The organism is Corynebacterium sp. KPL4072 (genome assembly GCF_037908395.1).
GTDB lineage: Bacteria > Actinomycetota > Actinomycetes > Mycobacteriales > Mycobacteriaceae > Corynebacterium > Corynebacterium kefirresidentii.
This window is the reverse complement of sequence record NZ_JBBMGE010000011.1, coordinates 24,467-50,446: the sequence shown is the minus strand read 5'-3', so window position 1 is coordinate 50,446 and position 25,980 is coordinate 24,467. Positions and strand designations below refer to the sequence as shown.

The 25,980-nt window shown below is 56.8% G+C and carries 26 protein-coding genes and 1 tRNA gene; 17 read left to right on the top strand and 10 right to left on the bottom strand.

Annotation, left to right across the window (positions count from 1 at the left end):
• Positions 1-40: 40 nt before the first annotated feature.
• The 4 genes from WMP97_RS11050 to WMP97_RS11035 all read left to right on the top strand — a co-directional run bounded on the left by WMP97_RS11050 (position 41) and on the right by WMP97_RS11035 (position 4,601).
• On the top strand, positions 41-1,384 hold the full coding sequence (locus WMP97_RS11050) for an NAD(P)/FAD-dependent oxidoreductase (RefSeq protein ID WP_023021572.1): 1,344 nt from the start codon (positions 41-43) through the stop codon (positions 1,382-1,384).
• Between the two features lie 246 nt (positions 1,385-1,630).
• Positions 1,631-2,443 (top strand): hydroxyethylthiazole kinase, encoded by an 813-nt coding sequence (gene thiM / locus WMP97_RS11045; protein WP_340440507.1) that lies wholly within the window; start codon positions 1,631-1,633, stop codon positions 2,441-2,443.
• Positions 2,444-3,073 carry a thiamine phosphate synthase gene (gene thiE, locus WMP97_RS11040; protein ID WP_340440506.1) on the top strand — a complete coding sequence of 210 codons (630 nt, stop codon included), beginning with the start codon at positions 2,444-2,446 and terminating at the stop codon, positions 3,071-3,073. It begins immediately after the preceding gene.
• Positions 3,066-4,601, top strand: coding sequence for a bifunctional hydroxymethylpyrimidine kinase/phosphomethylpyrimidine kinase (locus tag WMP97_RS11035; RefSeq protein ID WP_340440505.1), 1,536 nt, complete (start codon positions 3,066-3,068; stop codon positions 4,599-4,601). Before thiE ends, WMP97_RS11035 begins: the two co-directional genes overlap by 8 nt.
• Here WMP97_RS11035 and WMP97_RS11030 read toward each other — a convergent pair.
• Positions 4,598-5,200 (bottom strand): class I SAM-dependent methyltransferase, encoded by a 603-nt coding sequence (locus WMP97_RS11030; RefSeq protein ID WP_034655351.1) that lies wholly within the window; start codon positions 5,198-5,200, stop codon positions 4,598-4,600. The genes WMP97_RS11035 and WMP97_RS11030 overlap by 4 nt on opposite strands.
• A gap of 108 nt (positions 5,201-5,308) precedes the next feature.
• Between WMP97_RS11030 and WMP97_RS11025 the strand changes: the two genes are divergently transcribed.
• Positions 5,309-6,382: a magnesium and cobalt transport protein CorA gene (locus tag WMP97_RS11025; RefSeq protein WP_023021577.1), complete on the top strand. Its 1,074-nt coding sequence runs from the start codon at positions 5,309-5,311 to the stop codon at positions 6,380-6,382.
• Between the two features lie 23 nt (positions 6,383-6,405).
• Entirely contained in the window at positions 6,406-7,572 is a 1,167-nt protein-coding gene (locus tag WMP97_RS11020) for a saccharopine dehydrogenase family protein (protein ID WP_034655349.1), read from the top strand.
• Here WMP97_RS11020 and WMP97_RS11015 read toward each other — a convergent pair.
• Positions 7,569-8,015 (bottom strand): PaaI family thioesterase, encoded by a 447-nt coding sequence (locus WMP97_RS11015; RefSeq protein WP_023021579.1) that lies wholly within the window; start codon positions 8,013-8,015, stop codon positions 7,569-7,571. The two genes, WMP97_RS11020 and WMP97_RS11015, sit on opposite strands and share 4 nt — an antisense overlap.
• Positions 8,016-8,074: 59 nt before the next feature.
• Here WMP97_RS11015 and gndA point away from each other — a divergent pair, with 59 nt between their 5' ends.
• The 4 genes from gndA to WMP97_RS10995 all read left to right on the top strand — a co-directional run bounded on the left by gndA (position 8,075) and on the right by WMP97_RS10995 (position 12,687).
• Entirely contained in the window at positions 8,075-9,526 is a 1,452-nt protein-coding gene (gndA, locus tag WMP97_RS11010) for an NADP-dependent phosphogluconate dehydrogenase (RefSeq protein WP_301732080.1), read from the top strand.
• Between the two features lie 105 nt (positions 9,527-9,631).
• Positions 9,632-10,933, top strand: a complete 1,302-nt coding sequence (locus tag WMP97_RS11005) for a DEAD/DEAH box helicase (protein ID WP_340440504.1) — start codon at positions 9,632-9,634, stop codon at positions 10,931-10,933.
• Positions 10,934-10,952: 19 nt separating this feature from the next.
• Positions 10,953-11,801: a 3-methyladenine DNA glycosylase gene (locus tag WMP97_RS11000; protein ID WP_340440503.1), complete on the top strand. Its 849-nt coding sequence runs from the start codon at positions 10,953-10,955 to the stop codon at positions 11,799-11,801.
• Between the two features lie 40 nt (positions 11,802-11,841).
• A complete protein-coding gene (locus tag WMP97_RS10995) occupies positions 11,842-12,687 on the top strand; it encodes a hypothetical protein (RefSeq protein WP_340440502.1) in 846 nt (281 codons plus the stop codon).
• 275 nt (positions 12,688-12,962) lie between these two features.
• On the opposite strand, the gene WMP97_RS10990 is transcribed toward WMP97_RS10995, so the two are convergent.
• The 5 genes from WMP97_RS10990 to secA2 all read right to left on the bottom strand — a co-directional run bounded on the left by WMP97_RS10990 (position 12,963) and on the right by secA2 (position 17,962).
• Complete coding sequence (locus WMP97_RS10990) at positions 12,963-13,526, bottom strand: MerR family transcriptional regulator (RefSeq protein ID WP_023021584.1); 564 nt, start codon at positions 13,524-13,526, stop codon at positions 12,963-12,965.
• A 146-nt stretch (positions 13,527-13,672) separates the two neighbouring features.
• Positions 13,673-14,266 (bottom strand): bifunctional nuclease family protein, encoded by a 594-nt coding sequence (locus WMP97_RS10985; protein ID WP_340440501.1) that lies wholly within the window; start codon positions 14,264-14,266, stop codon positions 13,673-13,675.
• Between the two features lie 38 nt (positions 14,267-14,304).
• Complete coding sequence (gene ftsR, locus WMP97_RS10980; protein ID WP_340440500.1) at positions 14,305-15,051, bottom strand: transcriptional regulator FtsR; 747 nt, start codon at positions 15,049-15,051, stop codon at positions 14,305-14,307.
• 99 nt (positions 15,052-15,150) lie between these two features.
• Positions 15,151-15,585: an oxoglutarate dehydrogenase inhibitor Odhl gene (gene odhI / locus WMP97_RS10975; protein ID WP_023021587.1), complete on the bottom strand. Its 435-nt coding sequence runs from the start codon at positions 15,583-15,585 to the stop codon at positions 15,151-15,153.
• Between the two features lie 85 nt (positions 15,586-15,670).
• Positions 15,671-17,962: an accessory Sec system translocase SecA2 gene (secA2, locus tag WMP97_RS10970; protein ID WP_023021588.1), complete on the bottom strand. Its 2,292-nt coding sequence runs from the start codon at positions 17,960-17,962 to the stop codon at positions 15,671-15,673.
• Between the two features lie 87 nt (positions 17,963-18,049).
• Between secA2 and WMP97_RS10965 the strand changes: the two genes are divergently transcribed.
• From WMP97_RS10965 to WMP97_RS10955, 3 genes are all read left to right on the top strand, one after another.
• Positions 18,050-19,201: a bifunctional alpha/beta hydrolase/OsmC family protein gene (locus WMP97_RS10965; protein WP_340440499.1), complete on the top strand. Its 1,152-nt coding sequence runs from the start codon at positions 18,050-18,052 to the stop codon at positions 19,199-19,201.
• On the top strand, positions 19,201-19,590 hold the full coding sequence (locus WMP97_RS10960) for a YchJ family protein (RefSeq protein WP_023021590.1): 390 nt from the start codon (positions 19,201-19,203) through the stop codon (positions 19,588-19,590). The genes WMP97_RS10965 and WMP97_RS10960 overlap by 1 nt, the downstream gene beginning before the upstream one ends.
• Positions 19,591-19,661: 71 nt before the next feature.
• Positions 19,662-19,735 (top strand) — tRNA-Pro (locus WMP97_RS10955).
• A 37-nt stretch (positions 19,736-19,772) separates the two neighbouring features.
• On the opposite strand, the gene WMP97_RS10950 is transcribed toward WMP97_RS10955, so the two are convergent.
• A complete protein-coding gene (locus WMP97_RS10950; protein WP_023021591.1) occupies positions 19,773-20,345 on the bottom strand; it encodes a cadmium resistance transporter in 573 nt (190 codons plus the stop codon).
• Positions 20,346-20,436: 91 nt separating this feature from the next.
• Between WMP97_RS10950 and WMP97_RS10945 the strand changes: the two genes are divergently transcribed.
• The 4 genes from WMP97_RS10945 (at position 20,437) to WMP97_RS10930 (ending at position 23,937) form a co-directional block, all read left to right on the top strand.
• Positions 20,437-21,360, top strand: coding sequence for an ABC transporter ATP-binding protein (locus tag WMP97_RS10945; protein ID WP_340440498.1), 924 nt, complete (start codon positions 20,437-20,439; stop codon positions 21,358-21,360).
• 39 nt (positions 21,361-21,399) lie between these two features.
• Positions 21,400-22,191: an ABC transporter permease gene (locus WMP97_RS10940; RefSeq protein ID WP_200287528.1), complete on the top strand. Its 792-nt coding sequence runs from the start codon at positions 21,400-21,402 to the stop codon at positions 22,189-22,191.
• A gap of 155 nt (positions 22,192-22,346) precedes the next feature.
• Complete coding sequence (locus WMP97_RS10935; RefSeq protein WP_239206077.1) at positions 22,347-23,336, top strand: sensor histidine kinase; 990 nt, start codon at positions 22,347-22,349, stop codon at positions 23,334-23,336.
• Positions 23,329-23,937, top strand: a complete 609-nt coding sequence (locus tag WMP97_RS10930) for a response regulator transcription factor (RefSeq protein WP_200287529.1) — start codon at positions 23,329-23,331, stop codon at positions 23,935-23,937. Before WMP97_RS10935 ends, WMP97_RS10930 begins: the two co-directional genes overlap by 8 nt.
• 46 nt (positions 23,938-23,983) lie before the next feature.
• Here WMP97_RS10930 and WMP97_RS10925 read toward each other — a convergent pair whose 3' ends face one another.
• Together WMP97_RS10925 and WMP97_RS10920 are read right to left on the bottom strand one after the other, a co-directional pair.
• Positions 23,984-25,366, bottom strand: coding sequence for a hypothetical protein (locus WMP97_RS10925; protein ID WP_340440497.1), 1,383 nt, complete (start codon positions 25,364-25,366; stop codon positions 23,984-23,986).
• 205 nt (positions 25,367-25,571) lie between these two features.
• A complete protein-coding gene (locus WMP97_RS10920) occupies positions 25,572-25,745 on the bottom strand; it encodes an antitoxin (RefSeq protein WP_023021594.1) in 174 nt (57 codons plus the stop codon).
• Between the last annotated feature and the right edge of the window lie 235 nt (positions 25,746-25,980).

Genomic DNA, 25,980 nt, shown 5'->3' with positions numbered 1-25,980 from the left:
ACAAAACATTAGCTTTCTTGAGGAAGGTCGCAATAAATCCATGACTGATACCGCTTATCGTCCCAATGGTGGCCGTCACCACGTTGTCGTGGTTGGCGCTGGCTTCGGTGGTCTCAACACCGTCCAGAAGCTAAAGAACGCCGATGTAGAAATCACTCTCATCGATAAGAAGAACCACCACCTGTTCCAGCCGATGCTGTACCAGGTAGCAACAGGCATGATTTCCGCCGGTGAGGTGGCCCCGTCCACCCGCCAGCTGCTGCGCGATCAGGATAATGTTCACTTCGTCAACGCCGAGGTTACCGATATCAACCTGGCTGACCAGACCGTCACTGCCGAGCAGGATGAGTTCTCCCGCACTTACGCATATGATTCCCTGGTGGTTGCAGCGGGCTCCGGTCAGTCCTATTTTGGCAACGACCATTTTGCAGAGTTCGCCCCAGGCATGAAGACCTTGGACGATGCCCTCGAGCTGCGCTCTCGCATCATCTCCGCGTTTGAGAAGGCTGAGCTTACCGATGACCCAGCGGAGCGCGAGCGCCTGCTTACCTTCATCATCGTTGGTGCTGGGCCAACCGGGGTCGAGCTGACCGGCCAGATTGCCGAACTAGCAAACCGCACCCTCAACGATGTCTATTCCAACTACGGGACCACCTCCGCCAAGATCTACTTGCTTGACGGCGCCCCACAGGTACTGCCGCCATTTGGCAAGCGCTTGGGCCGCAAGGCACAGCGCACCTTGGAAAAGGAAGGCGTACAGGTTCACCTCAACGCCATGGTGACCGATGTGACTGCGGATACCGTCACTTATAAGGACATGAAAACCGAGGAAGAGACCACCCTGACGGGCGCTACCAAGATCTGGTCCGCCGGTGTGGCCGCTTCCCCACTGGGCAAGATGGTGGCCGAGCAGGCTGGCGTCGAGGCAGACCGCGCTGGTCGTGTCTCCGTGAATGAGGACCTGACCGTGGGCGAGCACAATAACGTCTACATGGTCGGTGACATGATCTCCCTCAACCGCCTGCCTGGCCTCGCACAGGTTGCTATCCAGGGTGGCGCGCACGTCGCTAAGCTCATTCAGGCAAAGGTGGACGAGGAGTCTACCGCCAATGAGAAAGAAGCCTTTGATTACTTTGACAAGGGCTCCATGGCAATCGTCAAGCGCTTCAACGCCGTCGTCAAGCTGGGCAAGACCGAGTTCGGTGGCTTCGCTGGCTGGGTAGCTTGGCTGGGCCTGCACCTGACTTATGTGATTGGCCTGCGCAGTCGCCTGGCAGTGCTGGTGAACTGGGCAACCAATATTCTTTCCCGTGACCGCGGCAACCTAGAAATCACCACTCAGCAGCGCATCGCGCGCAACATCATTAACAAGAACGAGAAGTAATTACTCCTCGATCGCATCGCCGCTCTCCTGCCTCAATGCAGGGCAAGGGCGGCGATTTTCTATTTTCCTGTCGTTACTCATTGATAGCGATAGCACCACCCCAACTGGGCACTGGAGCGCCGATTTTCGCACATAGTTTCCGTGACCTTTGTTAGGCTGAGAAACGCAACATGGGGTGCCGCACACAGTGCGGCTGAGAAATACCCATCGAACCTGCACTCAGTTAGAACTAGCGAAGGGATAGTTGTGGGATATAGTTTTCTCCGCGCGCACGATGCCGTGCGCGAGTCCACACCACTTATTCAATGTTTGACCAATAAGGTCGTTTCCAACGTCACCGCCAACGCCCTCTTGGCCGTTGGCGCCAGCCCGGCGATGGTTGATACTCCGGAGGAATCCCGCGAGTTTGCACAGGTAGCCGGCGGTGTTCTCATCAACTGTGGCACGCCTAGCTCCGAACAATACGGCGGCATGCGCGAGGCCATCGCGGGTGCGAATGCCGCACAGACCCCCTGGGTGCTCGATCCGGTAGGTGCCGGCGGTCTCTCCAACCGCACCAAGTTCATGCACGAAGTGCTGCCCCTTGGCCCAGGGGCAATCCGCGGCAATGCTTCAGAAATCATTGCGCTCGCGGGTACCGGACAGGGCGGCCGCGGCGTCGAATCTACTGATGAAGTAGAAGCCGCGTTAGATTCCGCACTAGCGCTTTCCCAGAACACTGGCGCCGTAGTAGCCATTTCCGGCCCACGCGATCTTATCGTCCACGCAGGTGAAACCACGCGCGCTGCCTTCCTGCACTCCGGTCATCCGATGCTCCAAAACGTCATTGGTACTGGTTGTTCACTCGGTGCTATCTGCGCAGCATATTTGGCGGCGTGGGAGGATGCTTTCGAAGCAATCATCGCGGCCCACGCACACGTGGGAGCCGCAGGCAGCGTGGCAGCTGAAAAGCACCACGCGCCAGGCTCCTTTGCCGTTGCTTGGCTGGACGCGCTCTACGATGTCCCGACGGCGGACATCGAGGGACTAATCAAGCTCACAGACGTCGAAGGGGTTTAAATGGCAATCGACTGGTCGCTTTACCTTGTCACAGATCCAGATCTGGCAGGCGGGCGAGAAAACGTGCTTCGCATCGTGAAGGAAGCTGTACGCGGTGGGGTTAGCGTCGTCCAGCTGCGGGATAAGGAAGCTAGTGATGAGCAGATTGAACACACCGCCCGGGAACTGCTGGCCGTACTCGGCGATGTACCGCTTTTTATCAATGACCGCGTGGAGGTAGCAGCAAAGCTTGGCTGCCATCTACACATTGGTCAAGATGACATGGCCTTCCGGGAAGCCCGAAGGATGCTGTCCGATGAGCAACTTATCGGCTTGTCCATTGGCAACCACGCCGAACTTGCTGCCATTTCGGATGACGCCCGCCCGGATGTCATCGGTATTGGCCCTGTGTATTCGACGAACACGAAGAAGAACGCCCCGGCGGGGATGGGGCCAGATGCAGCAGCGGCCCTCGCCCGCGCCGCACGGGAACGCGGCATTGATTCCGTCGCCATCGGCGGCATTAAAGACCATAACGCGCACGAACTGGTGGGAAGCGACTTTGCCGGCATTTGCGTAGTCAGCGACATCATGGCGGCCGCAGACCCTGCAGCAGCAGCCGCCCGATTAAAGGAGGCTTTCCATGGCTAAGGGCAACTATCCCCGCGTACTGTCCATCGCGGGTACAGACCCCACGGGCGGAGCGGGCATCCAGGCTGACCTAAAGTCCATTGCCGCTGCGGGCGGATATGGCATGAATGTGGTAACAGCCTTGGTAGCCCAAAACACCCAGGGTGTCCGCAGCGTACATGTCCCGCCAGTAGAATTTCTGCAAGAGCAGCTAGACGCAGTCATTGACGATGTGGAGATAGACGCGGTAAAGATTGGCATGCTTGCAGACGCCGCCATTACCGCCAAGGTCGCAGATTTCCTACGTCGCCTGCCGGAGGATGTTCCCGTGGTCTTGGATCCGGTCATGGTGGCTACCAGCGGGGATAGGCTGCTGGAGCAGGAAGCCGAACAGGCCGTGCGAGATCTGTGTTCCCGGGTGGATATCATCACCCCAAACTTGAAAGAATTGGCTGTTCTCACCAACACCGAGGAGGCAGGCGACCTCAAGCAGGCCATCGCCACCGCTAAACAATGGGCGAAGGAAGCTTCTACTGCAGTTGTGGTCAAGGGCGGTCACCTCGATTCCGATATCGCAGACAATGCGGTAGTGAATCCGGATGGGTCCGTTCACCGCGTCTCCTCGAGCCGGGTGGACACGAAGAATACGCACGGCACAGGTTGCTCCCTCTCCTCTGCTCTGGCTACCCGGCTTGGAGCCGGCGATAGCCACACCGCAGCGCTTAAGTGGTCCACCCACTGGCTGCACGAAGCCATTGTGCACGCGGATGCGCTCCAGGTGGGCAAAGGGCACGGTCCCGTGGACCACCTGCACCGCTCGCAGCGCCTCATGCGGGCGGCCTCTACCCTGCCACAGCCCTACCTTTCCGGCAGCTTGAAGGAACCAGAAAAAGTCGAGCAGCCCCGCGTTCCTGCGGCCGGACCACACACGCAACGTCTGTGGGACCTGGCGGGAAATCACTGGGAGGCTATCAAGGCTCTGCCCTTTATTCGGGCATTGGGAACGGGCGCTTTGGATAAAGAAGCCTTTGGGTTCTATCTCGACCAAGATGCCCAGTACCTCAACGCCTACTCCAAGGCCTTGGCTCGCCTAGCCAGCCTAGCCCCTGCAGCGGCACAGCAACTGCACTGGGCCGAAGGAGCGCATGATTGCTTGGCGGTTGAGGCCGAGCTGCACCGCGGCTGGCTCCAAGAGGGCATCACTACCGCAGCTTCTAGGGTTACTAGCGCCTATACGGACTTCCTTATCCGTTCAACTCATACGGATGACTACGTGGTAGGCGCTGCGGCAGTATTGCCCTGCTACTGGCTTTATGCAGAGGTAGGCCTACACCTCGCAGATTTCGATTCCCCAGAACATCCCTATCACTCCTGGCTTTCCATGTACGGCGGTGAAGACTTCCTCAACGGAGTCCGCGCCAGCCTCGACATTGTCGAGCAGGCTCTCAGCGGGGCGGATGAGCGCACTCGTACACGGGCCGAGCGCGCCTACATCACAGCGAGCCACCATGAGGTAGATTTCTTCGACCAAGCCGATAGGCGCTTTTAGGCCAGAAGGTCCGACCCCGGACGCGAAAGGACGGCGACGAGGAAGGTGGAATGCTCCGAGAATAGCTTCATGTCCCACGAGGAGAAGGTGAAGTCGACTCGGTAGCCCACCTTCTGCGCCATATCAAGAAAGTCGGAGAACTCCCAGCCCCGGCCCTCGCCGAAGCCGGTGACCAGGCGACCACCTGGTTTGAGAGAATTAAAGATATTGCGCAAAGCGGGCTCGCGGCCTTCTTTTGCTAGAAAGCCCATCACATTGCCGGCAGACACGGCGATATCAAAGGGGCCTTCCGGCACCTCTTCCTCGCACAGGTCTCCAACGAACCAGTGGCCATCCGGAAAGTCGTGCTCTGCGTGCTCAATAAGAATGGGATCTACGTCGACTCCCACGACGCTGTGGCCGCGGCGAAGCAATTCGCCACCGACTCGGCCAGTGCCACAGCCGGCGTCGAGGATGGTGGAGTTGCGCTCGACCATGGCATCAATAAGCCGGGCCTCGCCATTGATGTCCTTGCCTTGTGCGGCAAGCAGCTTCCATTTGCGGGCAAAATTATGGGAGTGCTCGGGATTAGCTTCGGTTACTTCTTTCCACGTGGGCATAGATTCGATTATATTACCCGCCTTCGGTGTAAGATTTACCCGCTGCATAAAATCGCCGTCGAATTTTTGCGAACTTGTCCGCACTACCGCGCAAAGGAGGCTGAAACGATGCCATCCGTACCTTCACCCTTTAGGGGCCGCAAGAAACCCGAGCCTCTAAGTAAGCCCACCTCCCTGCCGGTACCGCCGGAACGCGCGATTGAACACTGCCGCGTTTTTGTTGATGGCGAGTCGCTTCCCGGTGAATACTCCACCAGCTCTGCTTTGGAAGCTATCGAAGAATATGGCCGTGGTTTTATCTGGGTGGGCCTGCACGAGCCCTATGAGTCTCAGATGACCAAGGTAGCCTCACAGTTTGGCATCCACGAACTCATCGTGGAAGACGCAGTTATGGCTCACCAGCGTCCCAAACTCGAACGCTACGATGACCAGCTCTTCGTCGTCGCCCGCTCCGTGAACTATCGCGACCATGATGAAGTAACGGATAAGCGCCAGATCATTTCTACCGGTGAGATCCAGATGATCATGGGTTCCAACTTCATCATTACCGTGCGCCACGGGGCAAAGCTTCCCAACTTGGCCTACACGGTGGAAGATGAGCAGGATCTGGTGGAGCTTGGCCCAGTGGCTATGGCCTGGAAGATCCTGGATATGATGGTGGACCGTTACTCGGAGATCTCTCGTCTCATCAGCATTGAGGTCGATGAGCTGGAAGAAGAAATCTTTACCCCTAACCTCAAGTTTGATGTGGACCGCATTTACATGTTCAAGCGTGAGGTGCTGGAGATGAAGCATGCCATCGACCCACTTTCGGTGGCACTGAAATCCATGGTTTCTGACCACAAGGATCTGATTTCTAAGCAATTGCGCTCGTATCTGCGCGACGTCAACGACCACGAGCTCGTAGTCAAAGACCAGGTCTCCAGCTTCGATGAGCGCCTTACCTCGCTTATCGATGCCTCGGTGGCCAAGGTAACCATGCAGCAAAACTCAGATATGCGCACCATTTCTGCGGTCGTTGGCATGTGGGCTGCGCCCACCCTGGTGGCCGGTATCTACGGTATGAACTTCGACATCATGCCGGAACTGCATTGGGCTTTGGGCTACCCCATGGCGATTATTATTATGATTTTGGTCGTTGTGGGCCTGTGGGCTTGGTTCCGAAAGAACCACTGGCTCTAAAGACTGCGGTACGCTCGTATTCTATGAGCGATATCACTGTCTATGGTGCCACCGGGCTTGTCGGGCAATTGGTGGCGCGCTACCTTGCCTCGATTAACGCGCCCTCTGTGACTCTGGCCGGCCGGAACCGACCGGTGCTAGCCGCGCTGCGCGATGAACTCAATCAGCACTGGGACATCGCCATCGCCGCCGCCGATGATGCCGACGCTGTGGAGCACATGGTGGAACATACCAAGGTACTAATCACCGTGATCGGACCCTACAGCCTTTATGGGGATAACGTCGTTGCCGCCTGCGCGCGCCATGGCGTAGATTATGTTGACCTGTGCGGTGAGGTTCCCTTTATTCGCCGCAGCATCGATTCCCACCATGCCGTGGCCGAATCTACAGGTGCGCGCATCGTTCATTCCTGCGGCTTCGATTCCGTCCCCTCGGATATTGGCATGCTCAATCTCTACCAGGCGGCAGGAAAGCCGTTTGCACGGGTGCAGATGGTCGTCGACAAGCTCAAAGGCGGAATCTCACCGGGCACCATCGAGTCTTCCCTGCAGGTCTCGCATGCCGCGCACGCGGATAAAGATGTGGCCCGCAACCTGCACAATCCTTACTCACTAGACCCGGATCCCAAGGCCGGGCCACGCTTAGACGGCCTCCAAAATGACTTCGAAATCAAAGAAGTCGACGGCGTGGGCTGGGTGGGTCCATTTTTCATGTCCATGTTTAATACCCGCGTGGTGCGCCGCTCCAACGCTCTGCTTGGGCGGGCGTGGGGCAAGCGCTTGTTTTATAAGGAAGCGTGGTTTGCAGGGACTGGGCTAGCCGGTCGTGCACGGGCCTATGGACTGGCACTCGCCACCAAGCTGCTTTTTGATGGCACCCAATCACGCTTGCGCCCCGTGGTGGAAAAGGTCCTGCCCACGCCTGGGCTTGAAGGCGCGCATTTCCAAGTCAGCCACCACGGCGTGACTGAGGACGGCGAGCGCTGGCATGCAACCGTCTCAGCACAAGGCGACCCTGGCTACGAGGTTACCGCCATGATGCTGAGCCAGGCTGCACTCTGCCTTCTCGAATCGCGCGCCGACTCTGACCGCACAGGAGGCGTGCTTACCCCGGCCACCGGACTAGCTGAGCCGTATTTGGAACGGCTATCCTCCCACGGGATGTCCTTTACTGCCGAGCGGGTGAGCTAACGCAAAATCATGGTGCGCAAAGTGGTGCGGGCAATGAGCTCCCCGCCTTGGCGCATCTCAACGCTCCACAGGTGGGTGCGCCCACCAAGCTGCACTGGTGTGGCCACAGCCTCCAGTTCCCCCTGTCCCGTAGAGCGGATAAAGTCACTGGAATTATTCACTCCTACTGCGGGGGCGTCGGCAGCCACCACGCTCGCGATGGAGGCCACGGTTTCTGCAATGGAGCAGTACAGCCCGCCATTGGCCACTCCCCAGGGCTGATGATGCTCGGGCTTAACCTGCAGTTTCGCACGCGCCTCGCGCGGGCCTATATGGGTAAATTGCAGCCCTATCAATTCCGCAAGGCCGCCATTGAGGGCATTAAGTGACGCCAATTCTTCTGCAGTGAGTACCCGCGTATGAGCGAGGTGAAGCAAGTCATTGAGTTTCTGCGTATCCGACATAGTCCACCAGCCTAGCCATTGATGACAGCACCGCATCCCAGTGACGTAGGATAGGCAGCATGACTGATAAGAATGAACTTGCTCAAATTGGCGTCGTGGGATTGGCGGTCATGGGATCTAATTTGGCCCGTAACTTTGCCCGCAACGGCAATACCGTAGCGGTCTACAACCGCAGCCCTGAAAAGACCCATGCGCTCATTGAGGCTCACGGTGAGGAAGGCAATTTCGTGCCTTCGGAGACCATCGAGGACTTCGTGGCTTCTTTGGAGCGCCCACGCAAGGCAATCATCATGGTTAAGGCTGGCAAGGCCACCGATGCGGTCATCGATCAGCTGGCTGAGGCCATGGATGAGGGCGATGTCATTATTGATGGCGGTAACGCGCTGTTCACGGACACCATTCGCCGCGAGAAGGACGTAGCCGCCCGCGGCAAGCACTTTGTGGGTGCTGGCATCTCTGGCGGCGAGGAGGGTGCGCTCAATGGTCCGGCTATCATGCCTGGTGGCCCGAAGGAATCCTGGGAGACTCTTGGCCCGATTCTTGAGTCCATCGCCGCTAATGTTGATGGCACTCCATGCGTTACCCACATTGGTCCAGATGGCGCCGGCCACTTTGTAAAGATGGTCCACAATGGTATCGAATACGCCGATATGCAGGTCATCGGCGAGGCTTATCAGCTACTGCGTTACGGTGCAGGCATGGCGCCGGCCGAGATCGCAGAGGTATTCCGCGAATGGAACTCCGGCGACCTTGACTCCTATCTCATTGAAATTACCGCCGAGGTTTTGGCCCAAAAGGATCCGGAGACTGGTGCCCCGCTTGTCGACGTCATCGTAGACGCCGCCGGCCAAAAGGGCACCGGCCGCTGGACTGCCATCAATGGCTTGGAGCTCGGTGTTCCCATTACCGGCATCGCCGAATCGGTCTTCGCCCGCGCGCTTTCCTCCTCCACCGCGCAGCGCAGCGCTGCCCAAGAAGGCCAGCTGCCTGCTGGCACTATCAAGGAGCTGGACGTGGACAAAGCCGAGTTTATTGAAGACGTGCGCCGCGCCCTTTATGCAGCCAAGCTCATTGCTTACTCCCAAGGCTTCGATGAGATCAAGGCTGGATCCGAGGAATTCGGATGGGATGTGGACCCTCGCGACCTAGCTACTATCTGGCGTGGCGGCTGCATCATCCGGGCCAAGTTCCTGGATCGCATCCGCGCAGCCTACGACAATAATGCAGACCTTCCTGCCCTCATCCTCGATCCTTACTTCAAGGGTGAGCTGGAAGACCTCATCGATCCGTGGCGCCGAGTAGTTGTCGCTGCCACTCAGCTGGGCCTACCGGCCCCAGTCTTTGCCTCTTCCCTCTCCTATTACGACAGCCTGCGTGCCGAGCGCCTTCCCGCCGCCCTGATTCAAGGCCAGCGCGATTTCTTCGGCGCACACACCTTCAAGCGCACCGATAAGCCAGGTACCTTCCACATCGAGTGGTCTGGCAACCGCAGCTTGACCCAAACCGACTAGATTCGTATTGCTTTGATGGGGCCCTTCGGGGCCCTTTCCCATATTTAGCAGGCGCTTCCACACGAATGCGGCGATCCGCCTTATTGCCGATAGTATGGGTAAACAATGACTACCTTTGCCGATCTCGGCTTACCCCAGCGCCTAGTGCACGTATTGCGTGACCAAGGCATCACCGAACCATTTCCCATCCAAAGCGCCGCGATTCCCGACGTCCTCGCAGGCAAAGATGTACTCGGCCGCGGCCCTACCGGTTCCGGAAAGACCTTTACCTTCGGTTTACCCATGCTCGCCCGCCTTGCCGGAACGGGTGCTTCCAAGCCCGCTCATCCCCGTGCGCTCATTCTTGCGCCAACCCGGGAGTTGGCCACCCAGATTTACCAGCGTCTTGATGAACCTGCGGCAACGCTTGGCTTGAGAGTTCTCGCCGTGGTGGGTGGGGTAAATATCAATCACCATATCCGCTCGCTGGCACGCCCCGTCGATGTTCTCGTCGCCACCCCTGGCCGCGCCCAAGATCTCATAAACCAGGGAAAGCTGCATTTGGATGCGGTCTGCATCACCACCCTTGATGAGGCCGACCAAATGGCCGATATGGGCTTTCTACCCCAGGTACGCAAACTCCTGCGGTTGACCCCAGCAACAGGTCAGCGATTGCTGTTTTCGGCGACCCTCGACGGGGACGTCAATAAGCTGGTGGAGCAATTCCTCCACGATCCTATTGTCCACTCCACCGCTCCGGTTCAAGCTGCTGTGGACTCCATGTCCCATCATCTCTTTTTCGTCGGTGACCGTCCGGCGCGGAATGAAGTAGCCTTGCGAATTGCTGCTCGCCAGGGCAAAACCATCATGTTCATGCGTACGAAACACGGGGTGGATAGGCAAGTCAAAAAGCTGCGCCGTGCTGGCATCAATGCTTATCCGCTACATGGAGATAAGGGGCAAGGCGCGCGCACCCGCGCCATCGAAGGCTTTAGCGATGGCAGCGTACCCGTGCTGGTTGCCACAGATATTGCCGCGCGCGGTATCGATGTTGCGGATGTTTCCCTCGTCGTTCATATCGATCCACCCGCAGAACGCAAGGCATATCTCCATCGCGCGGGGCGCACGGCACGTGGCGGCGCGGCGGGGACCGTCGTTACTTTGGTCATGGATGAACAACGCGAGGAAATATCCGCGCTTATTAACAAAGCAGGGGTCACGGCTACTGAGCACGATATTTCTAGCCGCGATAATCCTGCAGGTGCACCTGTGCTCAAGGAGGTAACGGGTGCTCGCAAACCGAATGGTCCCGCCCTTCCCCCGCCCGGGCAGGCCACCCCCCAGAATCAAGCGAAGCCCGCAAAGAAAAAATCCCCATCTCAACGCCGCCGCCCAGGTAGTAGAAACACCCGTCGCCGCGGCCGCTAAGACAAGGAGGAATGCCCTCGTGCACACTTTGAGCCCGGATGATTGGCAAGCTCAGCTGCAACAACACGAAAAGCAAGCCACCGACCGCTTAGAGCGTTTTCGCCACCCTGGCAGCTATCACCCTGTCTTCGACTTTCTCTTTGAGTACTACCCCGTCCGGCCTTCCCACTTGAAGCGTTGGCACCCGGGTGTAGGAATAGCGCTAGAAGGCACTCCCCCACACGCCGAATGGCGCGACTACCACGCCACCCCAGACGGCGTAACCGTCGATGTGGCTGGCTTTCTACAACGCCGCGGTAGCTCGGTTCGTTATATCTCGAATCTGCTTCGTCGCTCTGCAAGCAACCCCGCCCACTTTGACTGCTTTGGCCTGCACGAATGGGCGATGGTTTACCACACAGACACCCCGCGCCATTCGCTTCCTTTGCGCCTAGGTGCAGAAGGCACAAACCGCGTTGTGGATGAACACTCAATTAAGTGTTCCCACTACGATGCCTTCCGTTTCTTCACCCCACCAGCTCGTCCGCTTAACCTCACCGTGCTGCACCGCGAAGACCAGCCCGCAAATGACCAAGCGGGCTGCGTACACGTCACGATGGATCTTTATAAATGGGCGTGGAAGCTGGGCCCTTTGGTTCCCGGCAAGCTATTCCTTGACTGCCTAGATTTGGCGATTGAAGCACGCATCCTAGACATGGAAGCCTCTCCTTATGACTGCCGTGATTGGGGTCTCGGTGTAGTGCCCATCGAAACCCCTGAAGGCAAAGCCGAATATGTCTCTCGGCAGCGTTCCCTGGCGCAGAAGGCCGAACCGCTGCGAGCCAGGCTTGTCGCTGTGATAGATCAGGCACTCGCCCCGCTACAATAAGCCACTAACAACGGCAGTTTGCTTGGGAGGAACACACCACATGGCACGGCATTCAAATGGGAAAAATACCTTCGCGGTAGCGGGATGGGTTATTACAGTGGCTGTCATCGCGCTTCTGGCCATCATCGCCTTGGTGGCCTTCCTCTTGCGAGGTATGGACAACGCCGATGAGAACGATGCCGCTGCTCCCGCAGCTGTTGAAAGCAGCAGCGAGGCTACAACGGAGATGACCACGAAAGCGACCTCCAGTGTCCCCACTTCCGCCGCGCCTACCAGTTCTTCCTCTCCACGGAGTTCCGCCCCAGCTCCTAGTTCCGCAGCACAACCCAAGCCCGACCTAACGATGGCTGCAAATACCCTACTTCTTTTGGATACTTCCTCCTCAATGGCTCCCATCTACGGTCCTGTCTCCCAGGCCTTGGGCACCACCGCGTCTGACCTAGCTGCTGACGGCGGGGCTGTGTCCTTGTGGAATTATTCTTCACCCATCTCTGAGACGGCAACGGTTGGCTACCGCCAGAACTTGGGCTTTGGTGATGGCAATGCCGTATCCGGCACGCTCGGAGGCTTTGGTACCGGCGGTGTTCCACAAACGCGCAGCGCTGTTGTAGCGGCTGTAGCTAACGCTGCCGACCAAGCTGCAGGTAGCGGCGACAAGGCGCGGGTGCTCGTGGTGACTACAGGTACCGAGCAAGACATGGATGATGCTCAATTTACGGCTGCACTTAAGGACGCTGCTTCGAAGGACGTTTCCCTCAGTGTCGTGCACGTAGGTGAAGGCAACGTGGATGCGGCTCTAAAGTCCGCAGCCGATAGTTTCACCACCGTTGACTCAGCGGAGGAAGCCAAGCTTACTGGCGCTATAACTAAGGCCGCAGGCGTTTAATATCCAACCGCCCTTTCCTTCGGCACCGGACAATTATGTTCGGTGCCTTTACTTCTATCTCCATAAAGGTACCGACAGCTAGGCACAGGTGGCACTTCAATAATCGAGCCCGTGTTAAAAACCGGATCGGAGCGCCTTGGGCTAGGGCCCGGCGACGCGCAGAGATACAAGGTTCCGAGGGGTCACTTAACGTAGGCTGCTTGTTGTTTAGAGATCAAAAATCCACCCTATTTCCCCGTGAGCCGGGAAATAGGGTGGATTCTTATGTTCGAAGCCTAGGAGCTCTTGCGCTTGCGACGGGCAGCAAGCTCGTCGAGCCCGACGACGTTGTCCTCGGCGAAGTCTTCGATGCGTTCCGAAGGGAAAGAAGAAATGGTGCCGGACAGTTCCTTCAAAATACCAGGAACTGCAATACCAAAGACGCCCTGGCCACCGGCAAGCAAGTCGATTACCTCATCGTTAGAACGACACTCATACACGGTGGTGCCATCTGATACGAGAGTGAGCTCTGCCAAATCATTGACACCACGATCCCGCAGAGACTCAACGGCCAAACGGATATTTTGCAGGGAAATGCCGGTATCTAGCAGGCGCTTAACAATCTTGAGTACCAATACATCCTTGAAGGAATACAGGCGCTGGGAACCAGAACCACGTGCCGTTCGAATGGACGGATTGACCAAGTTGGTGCGTGCCCAATAGTCCAGCTGGCGATAAGTAATGCCGGCAACCTGGCAGGCAATAGGCACGCGGTAGCCCACTTCCTCATCAGGTCCGACATCAAAAAGTGATTCCTGCACGTAGGTGGATTCGGACTGGGAGTCCTCGATAATGCTCACGTAATTACTCCAATGGGGTTTGTTGGAAGTTCTAAAGATCAATTAAAAGCCAAGCGCATGCACCCGTCAAGCGCTGCCGGCTCAACTTTCAAGTACAACTTTAGACTTCTAAAACCACATTGTCACCATTAGTCACACGCGTGTCATTAACTTTTTTCTTCATCATCCCCCGAAAGGAAATCCTTTTCTTCCATTCCCAAAGATCTCATCATGGCCTCGAAATCCGCATCTGCCTGCGCATTCCCTGATGCCGATGTGGAAGACTCCGCGCTTTCGCTGCCAGTTTCCGAGTCATCTTGAGAAGGGGTAGAAATCTCCAAGTCGAAATATTCTTTCAGATCCGCATCACTGGCATAAACGGATACCTGCGCGAGGAGCTCCGCCTCGGCAGAAATGGAGACATTGAAAAATTCGGATACAGCTAGCGCATCGCTAACCCGAGCATCATAAGCCTCGCCGTTCGCAGCCTTAATGTCTACCATGAACGTTCCCTGGTGGTAGTTGGCAACGTCTATGGATTCCACCCCGCCTGTTGCCTCAAGGATCTCGCAGATCAGGTCGTGCGAGTTGGGCCGGTTTGGCTGGTGCCCATCTAAAGCGGCGGCCAATTGCATGCCCTCAATGGGAGAAATCCACACGGGGATCAAGCGGTTTTCCTCTGGCCAGCGCAACAATGCGCAGACATCATCTTCAGGACCGACTTGGTGGATTCCGTGGAACTCTAGGGTTACATCACTCATGACTACCACTCTCCCACAAAGATGGAAATGACGGTGTATTAAGATTGGTATTCGTCACGTAGGTCTGATTTCACCAGTGTCGCATGCAAAGACACCACGAGCGCGGTCATCTGCTGGGAGATTTCTTCCGCCTTCTGGTGTGCAGTATCAGAGTTTGAGTGTGCCACTGGAGCTGCGGCCTGGGAAATCAGGTCAGCCTGCCGGCGCGCGTTATTGCGCAGGGACTTAAGCTCACGGGCACCGAAACCAAAAGCCTTGAGGGCCACGGCGGCTGAGACAATAGCCACGTCATCGGTATTGAAAAACCCAGCAGCATCTGGGCGAATGAGTCCGTACTTCACTAAGGATGCGACGTCATCTTCACTGGACCCCGCCTGCGTGGCTACCTCTACATCAGTCAAGCGCGTGACGACAGGGGCCTTAAACTGCTGCGGGGACAGGAGGGTTTCGGCATGGCCCGCAGAAACAATGGCGGTGACCTGACCGGAATCCATGGCCTCTAGCTGCTCACGGATAACCTTTAGCGGCGTATAGTTATCGCGCTGAGTAGTAAGAATATAACGCAGCCGGTCCACATCTTCTTGAGTGAAGCGGCGGTAGCCCGAGGCCGTGCGCTGCGGGCTAATAAGCCCCTCTGATTCAAGGAAGCGAATCTTGGACACCGTGACGTCTGGGAATTGCTGATTCAGCGTCTCCAAAACCACGCCAATGGACATAGTCTTAGCCTTTTTAGCTTTGGGGCTGGTACGGCGTACTGCTGCTGCCGAAGAATCTGCTGCGCTCACTGTGTCTATCTCTTAGGGGTCCTGAAAAAGTTCTTATCGTGCCATACGTAGACTACACCGCCCTTCCTAGAAAGGAAGCGCGGCCGGTCTACGAAAGAGTTAGCTCTGGTTAGCGATGAAAACCAGACGGAACTTACCGATTTGGATTTCATCTCCCACCTCGAGCACTTGGGAGTTGCGTGGCTCGCGGTTCACGTAGGTTCCGTTGAGGGATCCGACGTCAACTACCTCAAACTTGTCATCGTCATTCTTGCGGAATTCCGCGTGACGGCGGGATACCGTAACGTCATCGAGGAAGATGTCCGCCTCGGGATGGCGGCCAGCGGTGGTAGTCGCCTGGTCCAACAAGAAGCGGGCACCCGCATTCGGGCCGCGCTTGACCACCAAGAGTGCCTGGCCCTCTGCCAGGTTATCGGTACCGGCAACGGCAGTCTCGTTGCCATTCGCGCCGTTTTCCATCTCCTTGAGCAGGTCTGCGCGGAATACAGATGTGGTCTCTACCTGTGGTTCCGGGGTTCCGGTGTTCTCGCTCATTGTTACCTCCGGGGATTAGTTACGAGTTACTTATGACAATACTAGCGACTTATTTGGGTCCGCGACCCTTTGGTGGAGATTTATTTCACCGGAAAATGTTTCCGATACCGCTCAGCACGGAATTTCCCTTGCCCGCAAGGGGGTTATCGGAAACCATGTAGGTCCACGTAGCACTCGGGCGGGCTAGGCCGGCGTCATCAAGGTGCGCCCCGGCGGCGTCGATAAGCACTGTGTGGAAGGTTTCCACCGACTTTTCGACGGCCCGCTGGGCCAAGTCCTTAAACTCCCTTACCGCAATGCGGTGGTATTCATCGATCGGCGTCTCGCGGGCGATAGCGCGCAAGTGAATGGACTCACGGACATCGTCCATGAGCTCCAGATGGTCGGCCCATGCAAGGTCCAAGTGATAGAGCATGATTTCGCGTGCGGCCTTAACGCGAGCTTCCTCGGGAACCTCCGCAAGCTCTGCTGCGCGCTCTGGGGCGCGTTGGGAAAGCTCCTGCCAGGCTTGATCGGTATCCAAAAGCTTGGCTCGGCGTTCATCGATGATGATGCGTTGATCAGCTAAAAGCTGATTGTACTTCCACGTCTGGGCATGGATCTCGAGCAATTGCCCCTCGGTCACGCGCTGGCAGTGCGCTACAAAATCACTGACCCGTTTGGACTCGATACGTCCGTCCTCCGCCGGTTGGGCGCGGACAGTTTCGCCGTCGCCGCCTTGCTGAACCACGTCATCTTCCAAGGAGACAAAGAAAAGGGAAAGCCCCGGATCTCCTTGCCGGCCCGCACGGCCGCGCAGCTGGTTGTCCAAGCGGGCGGTGCGGTGCCGCGAGGTACCGATGACCGCAAGGCCGCCACGTTCCGCTACTGCGTCATGGTCGGCCTCACTAGCGCCGCCCAACTTGATATCAGTACCACGACCGGCCATCTGGGTAGAAACGGTAACGCGCCCGATATCTCCGGCCTCGGCGACTATCCGCGCCTCTTGCTCATCATTTTTGGCGTTGAGGACATTAACCTCAATGCCCCGCTTGCCCAGTGCATCTGCCAGATCCTCCGATTCGGCGACATCCTGCGTGCCCACCAGGATGGGTTGTCCCGTGGCGTGGATGGCGGCGATTTCTTCCACGATAGCGGCAGATTTATCCTCGACCGTCGCAAAGATACGGTCTTGTTCATCAAACCGCTGCAGCGGCTTATTGCGGTCAATAACAGAGACGTGCAGACCGTAGAACTGGCGCAGCTGATCGGTTGCCTCCACCGCGGTGCCCGTCATCCCGCACACCAGTGGGTAGCGCCGCATAAGTTCTTGCAAGGTGATGGTATCGAGAATGCGCCCACCTTCAGAGACTTCCAGGCCTTCCTTGGCCTCTACCGCCGCTTGCAGGCCATCGGGCCAGCGCTGCAGGTCGGCAACGCGGCCCCGCGAGGCATCGATAAGCTGCAGCTTGCCGTCAACCACAATGTAGTGAATGTCTCGGATAAGCAGCGCTTTGGCATGCAGGGCAAGGTTAACCTTCACCAAAATGGTGCCGATATTTTCCTCGGAATAGAGCGAATCAATGCCCAATTCTTGCTCCACACGGCGCGCACCATCTTCGGTCAATTGAACGGTGCGGCCGTCCTCAGAGATGATGTAGTCCAGCTTTTCGCGCAGGTGGGAAACCACATTGGTGATATGTCCGGTGGGTGCTTCGCCCGGTCGGTTTCCGGCAAGTACCAGCGGCACAAGGGCCTCATCTACCAAGACGGAGTCGGCTTCGTCCACCAAGGCAACATCCCCGGCGGCCTGCACGGTGTGGGAACGGTCAGTGATCTGGTTATCGCGCAGCAGGTCGAAGCCTAGCTCGTTCACGGGCGCATAGATAATATCCTGTGCGTAGGCAACGCGGCGCTCGTCCGGAGTCATGCCCTCTGTTACCGAGGCAACGCTCAGGCCAAAGAACTCCACTACGGGGCGCATCCATTCGGCGTCGCGAGCAGCAAGATAGTTATTGACGGTAACTACATGGACGCGCTTTCCGGTCAGTGCAAAGCCGGTGGCAGCCATGGCACCCACCAGTGTCTTGCCTTCACCGGTGGCCATCTGGATGACGTCTCCGGTGAGTAGGCGCAGGACCGCTTGTGATTGCACGTTAAAGGGGTTCATGCCCAGGGTGCGTTCGCAGGCCACTGCCAGGGCCGCGAGGAACTGCGCCTTGTCCACTATCTCACCGGACTGAACGGCATCGCGCGCGGCCTGGGCCACAGCTGCGTCATCGTGCTGGCTCAATGTCCGGGCAGCTTCGTCTGCCGAACCCACGATGGCCTTGGATTTCTTATTATTACGCTCGCTTTGCGAGCCCATTGCCTTCCAGAACCAATCAAACGCGCCCATGACTCATCCTCCTTAAATGGATTGCTCCTATCGACTGTAGTCAACCTCGTATGGCTTGCGGGAAAGAGGCCCGTTATTCTAGTTCTCATGCAATCCGTCAATGTAAAGCTGCCTTCGAGCCGGGGTACTGAGATGGCTGGAACCATCGACTTCCCGGATTCTCCCCCGATCGCCTACGCCATCTTTGCCCATTGCTTCGCCGGCTCCCGCCATACCCCTGGTGCCGCCCGCACCGCGAAGCAGCTCACCGAGTTCGGCATCGCCACGCTGCGCTTTGATTTTCCCGGCCTGGGCCAGTCCGCCGGTAAATTCGGCGATACTACCTTTAGCCAAAACGTCGATGACATCCACGCCGCAGCCGCGTGGCTGACGGAACACTATTCTGCACCCCAATTGCTGATGGGCCACTCGCTGGGCGGAGCCGCCGCTTTGAAGGCAGCTACGACCATGAAGTCCCTCAAAGCGGTAGCTACCCTCGGCGCCCCGTTTGATCCAGCCCACTCCGTGCTTCACTACGCGGATAAGATTGGCGAGGTCGACGCCAATGGTGAAGTAGAAGTCGTCCTCGGCGGCCGCGGGCTCATCATCTCCCGCAAGTTCTTGGAGGACTTGGCAGATACCAACCCCGAGGAATATCTGCCTAAGCTACGCAAGCCTTTGATGGTGTTGCACTCTCCCATCGACCAAACCGTGGGTATCGATAATGCGCAGAATATCTTCCTCCTCACGCGCTACCCCAAGTCCTTGGTCTCCCTCGACAAGGCCGACCACCTGCTCACCAAGCAAGGTACGGCCGCTCGTGCAGCGGACCTCATCGGGGCATGGGCCGAGCAATTTATCGTTCCCGATTACACGCCGGAAGAAGTAGGTACCGACGCCGCTGTTGCGCAGCCGGCTACCGGCACCAAATTCGGCGTGGTCGTGCGCCACAATGACCATAGCCTTAGCGCCGACCGCACTAAAAAGAACGGCGGCAAGGGCAAGGGCTTTACCGCCGAGGGCCTTCTTATGTCTGCCCTCGCCGCGGCGTCGACCCAAGCAATCAAGGAGGCCGGCAAAAAGCTCGCGCTTGACGACGTCCATGTGAGCATCATCCAAACCGGCCCTGCCAGCTTCGAGCGCCGTATCGAACTCGCCGGTAACCTCTCAGCGGAAGAGGTATCAATTTTGCACTCTGCCGCGAAGGATACTGATGTCGAGCGCATGCTAGGCAACGTCACCATCGTGGACGCACACTAATGCCTGCTTATGACTCCTCGCGCCGCTGTCCTTGTGGCACCGGCCTTTCCTACGGCGAGTGCTGCGGCAAGTACCATGCCGGTAGCAATGCGCCCACCGCAGAAGCGCTCATGCGCTCCCGGTTTAGCGCTTTTGTTACCGGCGACGAGGAGTACTTGCTGCGCACGTGGGATCCTGTCACTCGACCTGAGGCCCTCGACTTGGCAGACTCCCCCATTAGGTTCTACCGCCTCGATATCCTAGATACCCAAGGCGGCGGCCTTATGGATAGTTCCGGCGTAGTGGAATTTGAGGCGTTTTATAAGGGAGCAGCTGTCGGTTCGCAGCGCGAACGTTCCTCGTTCCGCCGCTTCGACGGTACGTGGGTGTATTCCACCGGCGAGCTTTAACGCAGGTTACACCCCAAATTTCACAGTAGAATCCTACTGATGTAATCTAGATGAGTCGCACAGTGCGACGGCGGGCTATGGCGCAGTTTGGTAGCGCACTACACTGGGGGTGTAGGGGTCGCAGGTTCAAATCCTGTTAGCCCGACAAAAAGCAGCCAGCACCTACACGGTGCTGGTTTTTCTTATACTGCAAGCAAAATCGCGATTCCCAGCGCAATGAGCACCACGGGAAAGAGCACACTCTCCCACTTCTCCAGCGCTTCGGCGATTCCTGGCCGGGTTGCCACAAACCGCGCCGCCCAAACAAGTGGGGCTACAAGCGCAAGAAAGACGGCACAATAAACTGCTACTTCGGCCGGCGTAGAGGTAGTAAAAACGGGCACGTATACGCCGATATTGTCCCCTCCATTGGCAAAAGTGACTCCGGCGACCGCCAGCGTGCTCAGCTTTTTGCCGGAAATATCCTCATCGTCATCCTCACCTCGGAATGCTTGCCACGCCGCCCACAGGCCCAATAACAACGGGATGAGGCCAAAGTAGCGAATGAGATCGGTCGGTATAACGGCGTTGAAGCCCAATCCGACAACGGAAGAGGCCACCAGTATGCCGAGGAAACCGAGATACTGGCCCGTCAAAATTGCGGCAGTTGTACCCTTGTGCCCAGCACCACGGGCAAAGAAGAGGGACAACACTACAATGTCATCGATATTGGTGGCCACAAATAGCCCAGCGGCCGCTGCGAGAGTAGTAAGCACTCACCCAGCCTATCGCACCATGACACTTGTCATGAAAATTTCATGACAGATCCTATTCACTATTCTGGCTGGCCCCGGATACTTTTCAGGTATGAGCACGACAGACCTAAGGGCTAAACACACACCAGCCATAAAAGTTTCCGGAGTGAGTAAAACTTTCACCACGAGGGGCTCAGAGCCAGTCCGTGCGCTGAGCGAGGTTTCATTTAGTATCTCCCAAGGCGAGATCGTAGGGCTCCTAGGCACCAATGGTGCAGGTAAAACCACCCTCTTTGACCTCATCCTAGGGCTCACCACCCCCACCGCAGGCAACATTGCCGTGCTTGGCCGCACCCCACGGGCCGCCGTCCAAGGCTCAGAAATCGGTGCCGTACTGCAAACCGGCGGCCTCCTACCCGAGCTCACAGTCCTTGACACCCTGCAGATGATGTCCGCCACCTTTCCACATCCACTGCCAGTCGGGGATATAGCCGCACAAGCCGACCTCACACGGATCCTTCACCGAAAGGTGGGCAAATGTTCTGGTGGCGAACAACAGCGTGTACGCTTCGCCCTCGCGCTTTTAGGCAATCCCCACGTTCTCTTGCTCGATGAGCCTACTGCAGGAATGGATGCTAATGCTCGCCACGAATTCTGGACCACCATGCGCCGCCAGGCAGAGATGGGACGAACTATTGTCTTTGCCACCCACTATCTGGAGGAGGCGGACAATTTTGCGCAAAGGATTATTCTCCTTCATGAAGGCAAACTACGTGCGGATGCAAGCGCCCAGGATTTTCGCGAGCAGTCGGCCCAGCGCATTGTCGAGGCGAAGTTCGCAGGGCCAGTCCCCTCTACAGACGAGCTACCGATTTCTGCCGAGATTTCCCAGTCTGGCGACTACGCCCGCATGGTAACCAGTGACTCTGATGCGCTTGCAAGATACCTCCTTAACCACACCTCGGCGCGCGACATCACAATTCGGAACCGCTCCTTAGAGGACGCATTTTTAGCGATGACTGCGCCCCAACCTTAACCAGCCACTTCCAGTAAACCTTTACACAAGGAATCTCCCATGACGATTAAACCTGCAACCACCACTGCACGAACCCTGCGGTTTGCTGCCCATAACCTGCTGCGCCTGCGTCGAAACTTCACCCCGATATTTTTCAGCACCATTTTGCCGGTGTTTTTCTATCTCCTCTTCGGCGCCATGATGGACTTTGGCGATACCCCCTTTAAAGGAGGTAATTATGCTGCCTTAGAAATGATCAGCATGGCACTCTACGGCGGCGTCGCTGGTTCCGTTGCAGCCGCTGGCTCCGCCGTCACCGATGCCAAGACTGGGTGGGCACGCCAACTAGCGCTTACTCCATTACGCTCACGCCAGCTGCTATGGGCAAACCTCATATCCATAGGCTTTCAAGCCCTGCTACCCATTACGGCAGTATATTTGACTGGCGCCGCTACACATGCGGAAATGCAGCCACACCAGTGGATCTTAAGCTTCATTTCCTGCCTCCTAGTTTCCATTCCCTTGGGCTTTTATGGCTTGGTGTGGGCAATGGCGTTGCCCACCGACAACTCCGTCGCAATCGCCTCGACGTCTGTTGTTCTTTTTCTTTTCGCGGCGAATGTGTTCACACCGCTGACCAAGCCGCTAATGGAGTGGGGCCGCTTCACTCCCCTTTTCGGTCCAGCTGTACTAGCCCAGTGGCCTCTGGCAGAAGGAAGCCAGTTTCTCAACGGGGATGAAGGCACGATTACGCACCCGTTGTGGATGGCGTGGCTAAACTTCACGGTATGGACGACAATCTTCCTGACCGCGTGTCTCCTGCTACGCTCCCGCGACAAAGCTCGGCGCTGATGTCATCTCTCCGAGAGCCATTCCGCGGTTTCAGCCTCAAAAGTGCGCTTTTTGCCAGTGTGTGGTTAGTCTTCCTCATTCCCGGACTGGGGAGCACTTTTGCCGCGCCGGGGATGACCCTTACTAATCAAACCGGGGCCCTTTCGTGCGCTCTAGTGTTCGGTCTTGTCTATTTCTTCGCTTTCGGCGCTGGAGGCTACTACCCCCGCGGATGGCGGGTAGAGCAGCGAATCGGGCTGTATTGGTTTGCACTTGCAGCCATCGCGGTATTGTCGACTGTCTTCTTCGGGAGCATTGCCGTCATTTTTGCGCCGTACTTGGCGGCATTGCTCGGCTTTAACCTTCCTTTGCGCCACAGCTTAGCGTTCACCCTTCTTACAGGGGCTGTGGTGGCTGCTGCCACTTGGTACCTTACGCCCAAAAATATCGGCTGGGTCCTCATCGTCCTTTTCGCTTGGCCAATATTTTTAGTGCTGCTCGGCACCTTTTCCCAGCGTCAAGATAGTCGCGCAGAGCTAGAACGCCGATTGGAGCTGGCACGCCAGCGCGAGGATATTGCTACCGATGTTCACGATCTCTTGGGGCACTCTCTTACCGTGATTAATCTTAAGTCCGAGCTGGCGCGCCGGCTAATAGATACGGATCCACAGCGGGCAAGTCAGGAACTGCAAGAGGTAAGTGAGCTTTCTCGCCGAGGTCTGGCGGAAGTCCGCTCCACAGTGACTCGGATGCGCATGCCCACCTTTGAAGGCGAAATCCACGCCGCCCGGAGGGCGCTCGAAACCGCGGGTATTACGCCCTATTTGCCTTCGGCTACTAAGGCCTCTGGCCTTTATGACGCCGAATTTTCCTGGGCTCTGCGCGAATTGACCACCAACGTGGTCCGGCACTCCGGTGCCACCCACTGCTGGGTCCAAGTGACAGACCACCAACTGCAGGTAGCAGACGACGGCTGCGGATTCGGTGCAGAAGAAAGCCTGTTCCGTCCCCAAGGAGGGCTTAGTGGTCTGCGCAAACGCGTGACAAAAGCTGGCGGGCAGCTGCTTTTTACGCGCCGCAATGACTGCACGCTCGCCTTGGTTACTATGGACGGAGACAACGACTTTCTTCCTCTTAGCACCGACGGAGGTGTAGGCGATGCCTGAAACCATTCGAGTTCTCATTGCTGAGGACCAATCATTGGTGCGAGGCGCGCTAGTTGCTCTCTTGGAAACAGAGCCAGACATTAGCGTTGTGGCACAGTGTGCAACGGGTGCGGAGGTTGCGGGGCTCGTCGCCAAGCATAGCGTCGATGTTGCTCTGCTGGATATTGAAATGCCCGGCAAGAACGGGCTAGATGCCGCCGCTGAACTGCAAGGCACGGGCTGCCGCAGCCTCATAGTCACTACCTTCGGCCGCGGTGGCTACGTGAAACGGGCGCTGGAGACCGGAGTTTCCGGGTTCGTAGTCAAAGATACCCCGCCAGAAAAACTAGCCGAAGACATTCGGCGGGTGCACTCCGGTCTCAAGGTCATTGACCCAGCACTCGCCCAAGAGACCATTTTCATTCAGGAAAATCCACTGAACACACGCGAACAGGAAGTCGCAAAATTTGTCTTGAAAGGTAGCGGAACTCACCAGATCGCCCGCAAGGTGCACCTGAGCAATGGCACGGTACGCAATATTGTATCTTCGCTCATCGCTAAAACCGCGGCTGAAAATCGCTTTGAGGCAGCGACCATTGCGCAAGCACAAGGTTGGCTTTAATAAAACGCGGCCCCGGTGCTGAAATCCCCCTGTTGCTTGTATATGCCTAATCGGGCCTTTTTAGCTCGAGCACATTAACCATGCCCTGAAGGATTATATCCATCACCTTAGAAGCCAGGTTGAAGTAGAAATTAGCCGAGTGATAGCGCAAGGCCCCTACGGTACTTAGCTGCGAGAGGCCGTGGATGGAAGCCCACAAAGCTGCAATCTGGGTAAAAAGAATCCACGGCGAACGTGGTCCATTAGACTCAGAAATGGCATCTCGCACCAAATTCATGATGAAGGTAAATGCCTTGCCCATATCAAATGGTTGCTCAGTTTCGCCGGTCTCGTCGAAAGAAACGGGGACGATTGAGCGGCTAGAGACCTCAATGAGGGCAACAAACCCAATGGGATCCTCAAGCGCATATTCCAAGTACCCAAAGCCGGTTGCCTTGATATAAGCAAGTCCGTGGGAGCCTTCAGGCAGAACCTGGTTTTGGCGCATGATTGCCAGCGTATTAGCTTCATCCAAGGATTCTTCCAAAGCACGCAACAGGTGAGAATCGCCGTTAAAGAGATGCTCGGCATCTGGCAGATCTACGCCCGCCCGTGCAGCTGCTGAGCCCAGATGCAGATTAGGAAGCCCATTGTAGACGATTTCTTCCGCCGCACCTCGGAAAATGGCTGCGCGCTTTTCCTCCGCCGTGCACTTTGGCATGTCCTTTGCAGCAGTAGTAAACGGGACCGGCGGTTCCCCAGAAAGCGCCTCTGGTTCGAAGGGGGCTATCTGCCCGTCGCGCAAGCAAATTTCCAAGCCGGAAAACAACGTCTCAAGACAAGCATTAAAGGTCTGCTTCTTCGCCGTCGGCGAAAGGTGTCGCATAATTCCAAACGTGGCCAAGTGGGTAATTCCCTGCAGCTCACACAAGAAAGAGAGCGACTGGATAACTACCAGCCGGTGCTTAAACTCGCCCCGTGCGGCAACTGCCGCATCCCGCATGTGCTCGAGTACCCAGCGGAAGATGGGAGGAAATGCGTCGAAGCTTTCCGCCTGCTCAATGCCGTCTTCAAAGTTGGGAAAGCTCGTCGCCGTCTGACAGTTATTATAAGCAGCGAAATAGGTCGGGTTTTCAATAGCTAAGTTAAAGTAAACCTTGGCTACTTCACGAAGTTTCTCAATAGCCGCAGCATCATCCGGCAACCTATCTAGTGCCTTAAACGCTGCCACACGGATTCTTTCATCCAGGAATCGGCTGGTTTGAATATATAGGTCGTGGTCGTCTTCAAAAAAGGACTTAGCTTCATCGACTGGCACATCGATTTGCTCCGCGACAGCACAAACCTGTAAAGCGTCGCGCCCACCCTTGGCCAGGATACGAGCACTCTGCTCCAGCAAGCGCTGCTTAGCGGAGCCCGCGTGGGAGACGGAGCCTTCAAGATTGTTCACACAAATAATCCTAGCGATTTCCTGCAAAAATTCAGCCCGGTTCGCCCATTTTATAGCTCAATTCACCCACAAAAAGGTGACATCACTGGGATAGACCTATTGCAGATCACTGCGTTCAAGCCCGATACAATTTTGGCCCCCACCCTGACGGGTTGGGGGCCAAAATAAAAACTAACTGTTCACCCGTCTAGCAGGCGAACGCTATTTACTCGTTGCCGAGCTTGCCATCAGCAGCGTCGCGAGCCTTGTCGATCTGGTCTGCCTTGTCCTCGCCCAGCTTGCCCTTAGCTGCGTCAGCAGCCTTGTCCAAGCCCTTATCGGTGAACTCTTCGCCCTTGTCGGAGTTCAGTGCATCCTTGGCCTTATCGAAGATACCCATGTGGTTATCCTTTCTTCTAGTTCTAGCTTTGTCTAATTATTGCCGTGTCCGGCAACACATCCCAACGTACCGATACTTCTAGCTCCATGCCACCAAATCGAGCGATTGAGTCACTAGACCAAATATTCTTTTCCGCTAAACCAAAAGCAATTCCGCTCTGTAACGGAGTTCTTCTCAGAATGACAAATGGAGGCCCCACAGCCTGACGACCATGTCAGGCCACTGGCTTAGCCGC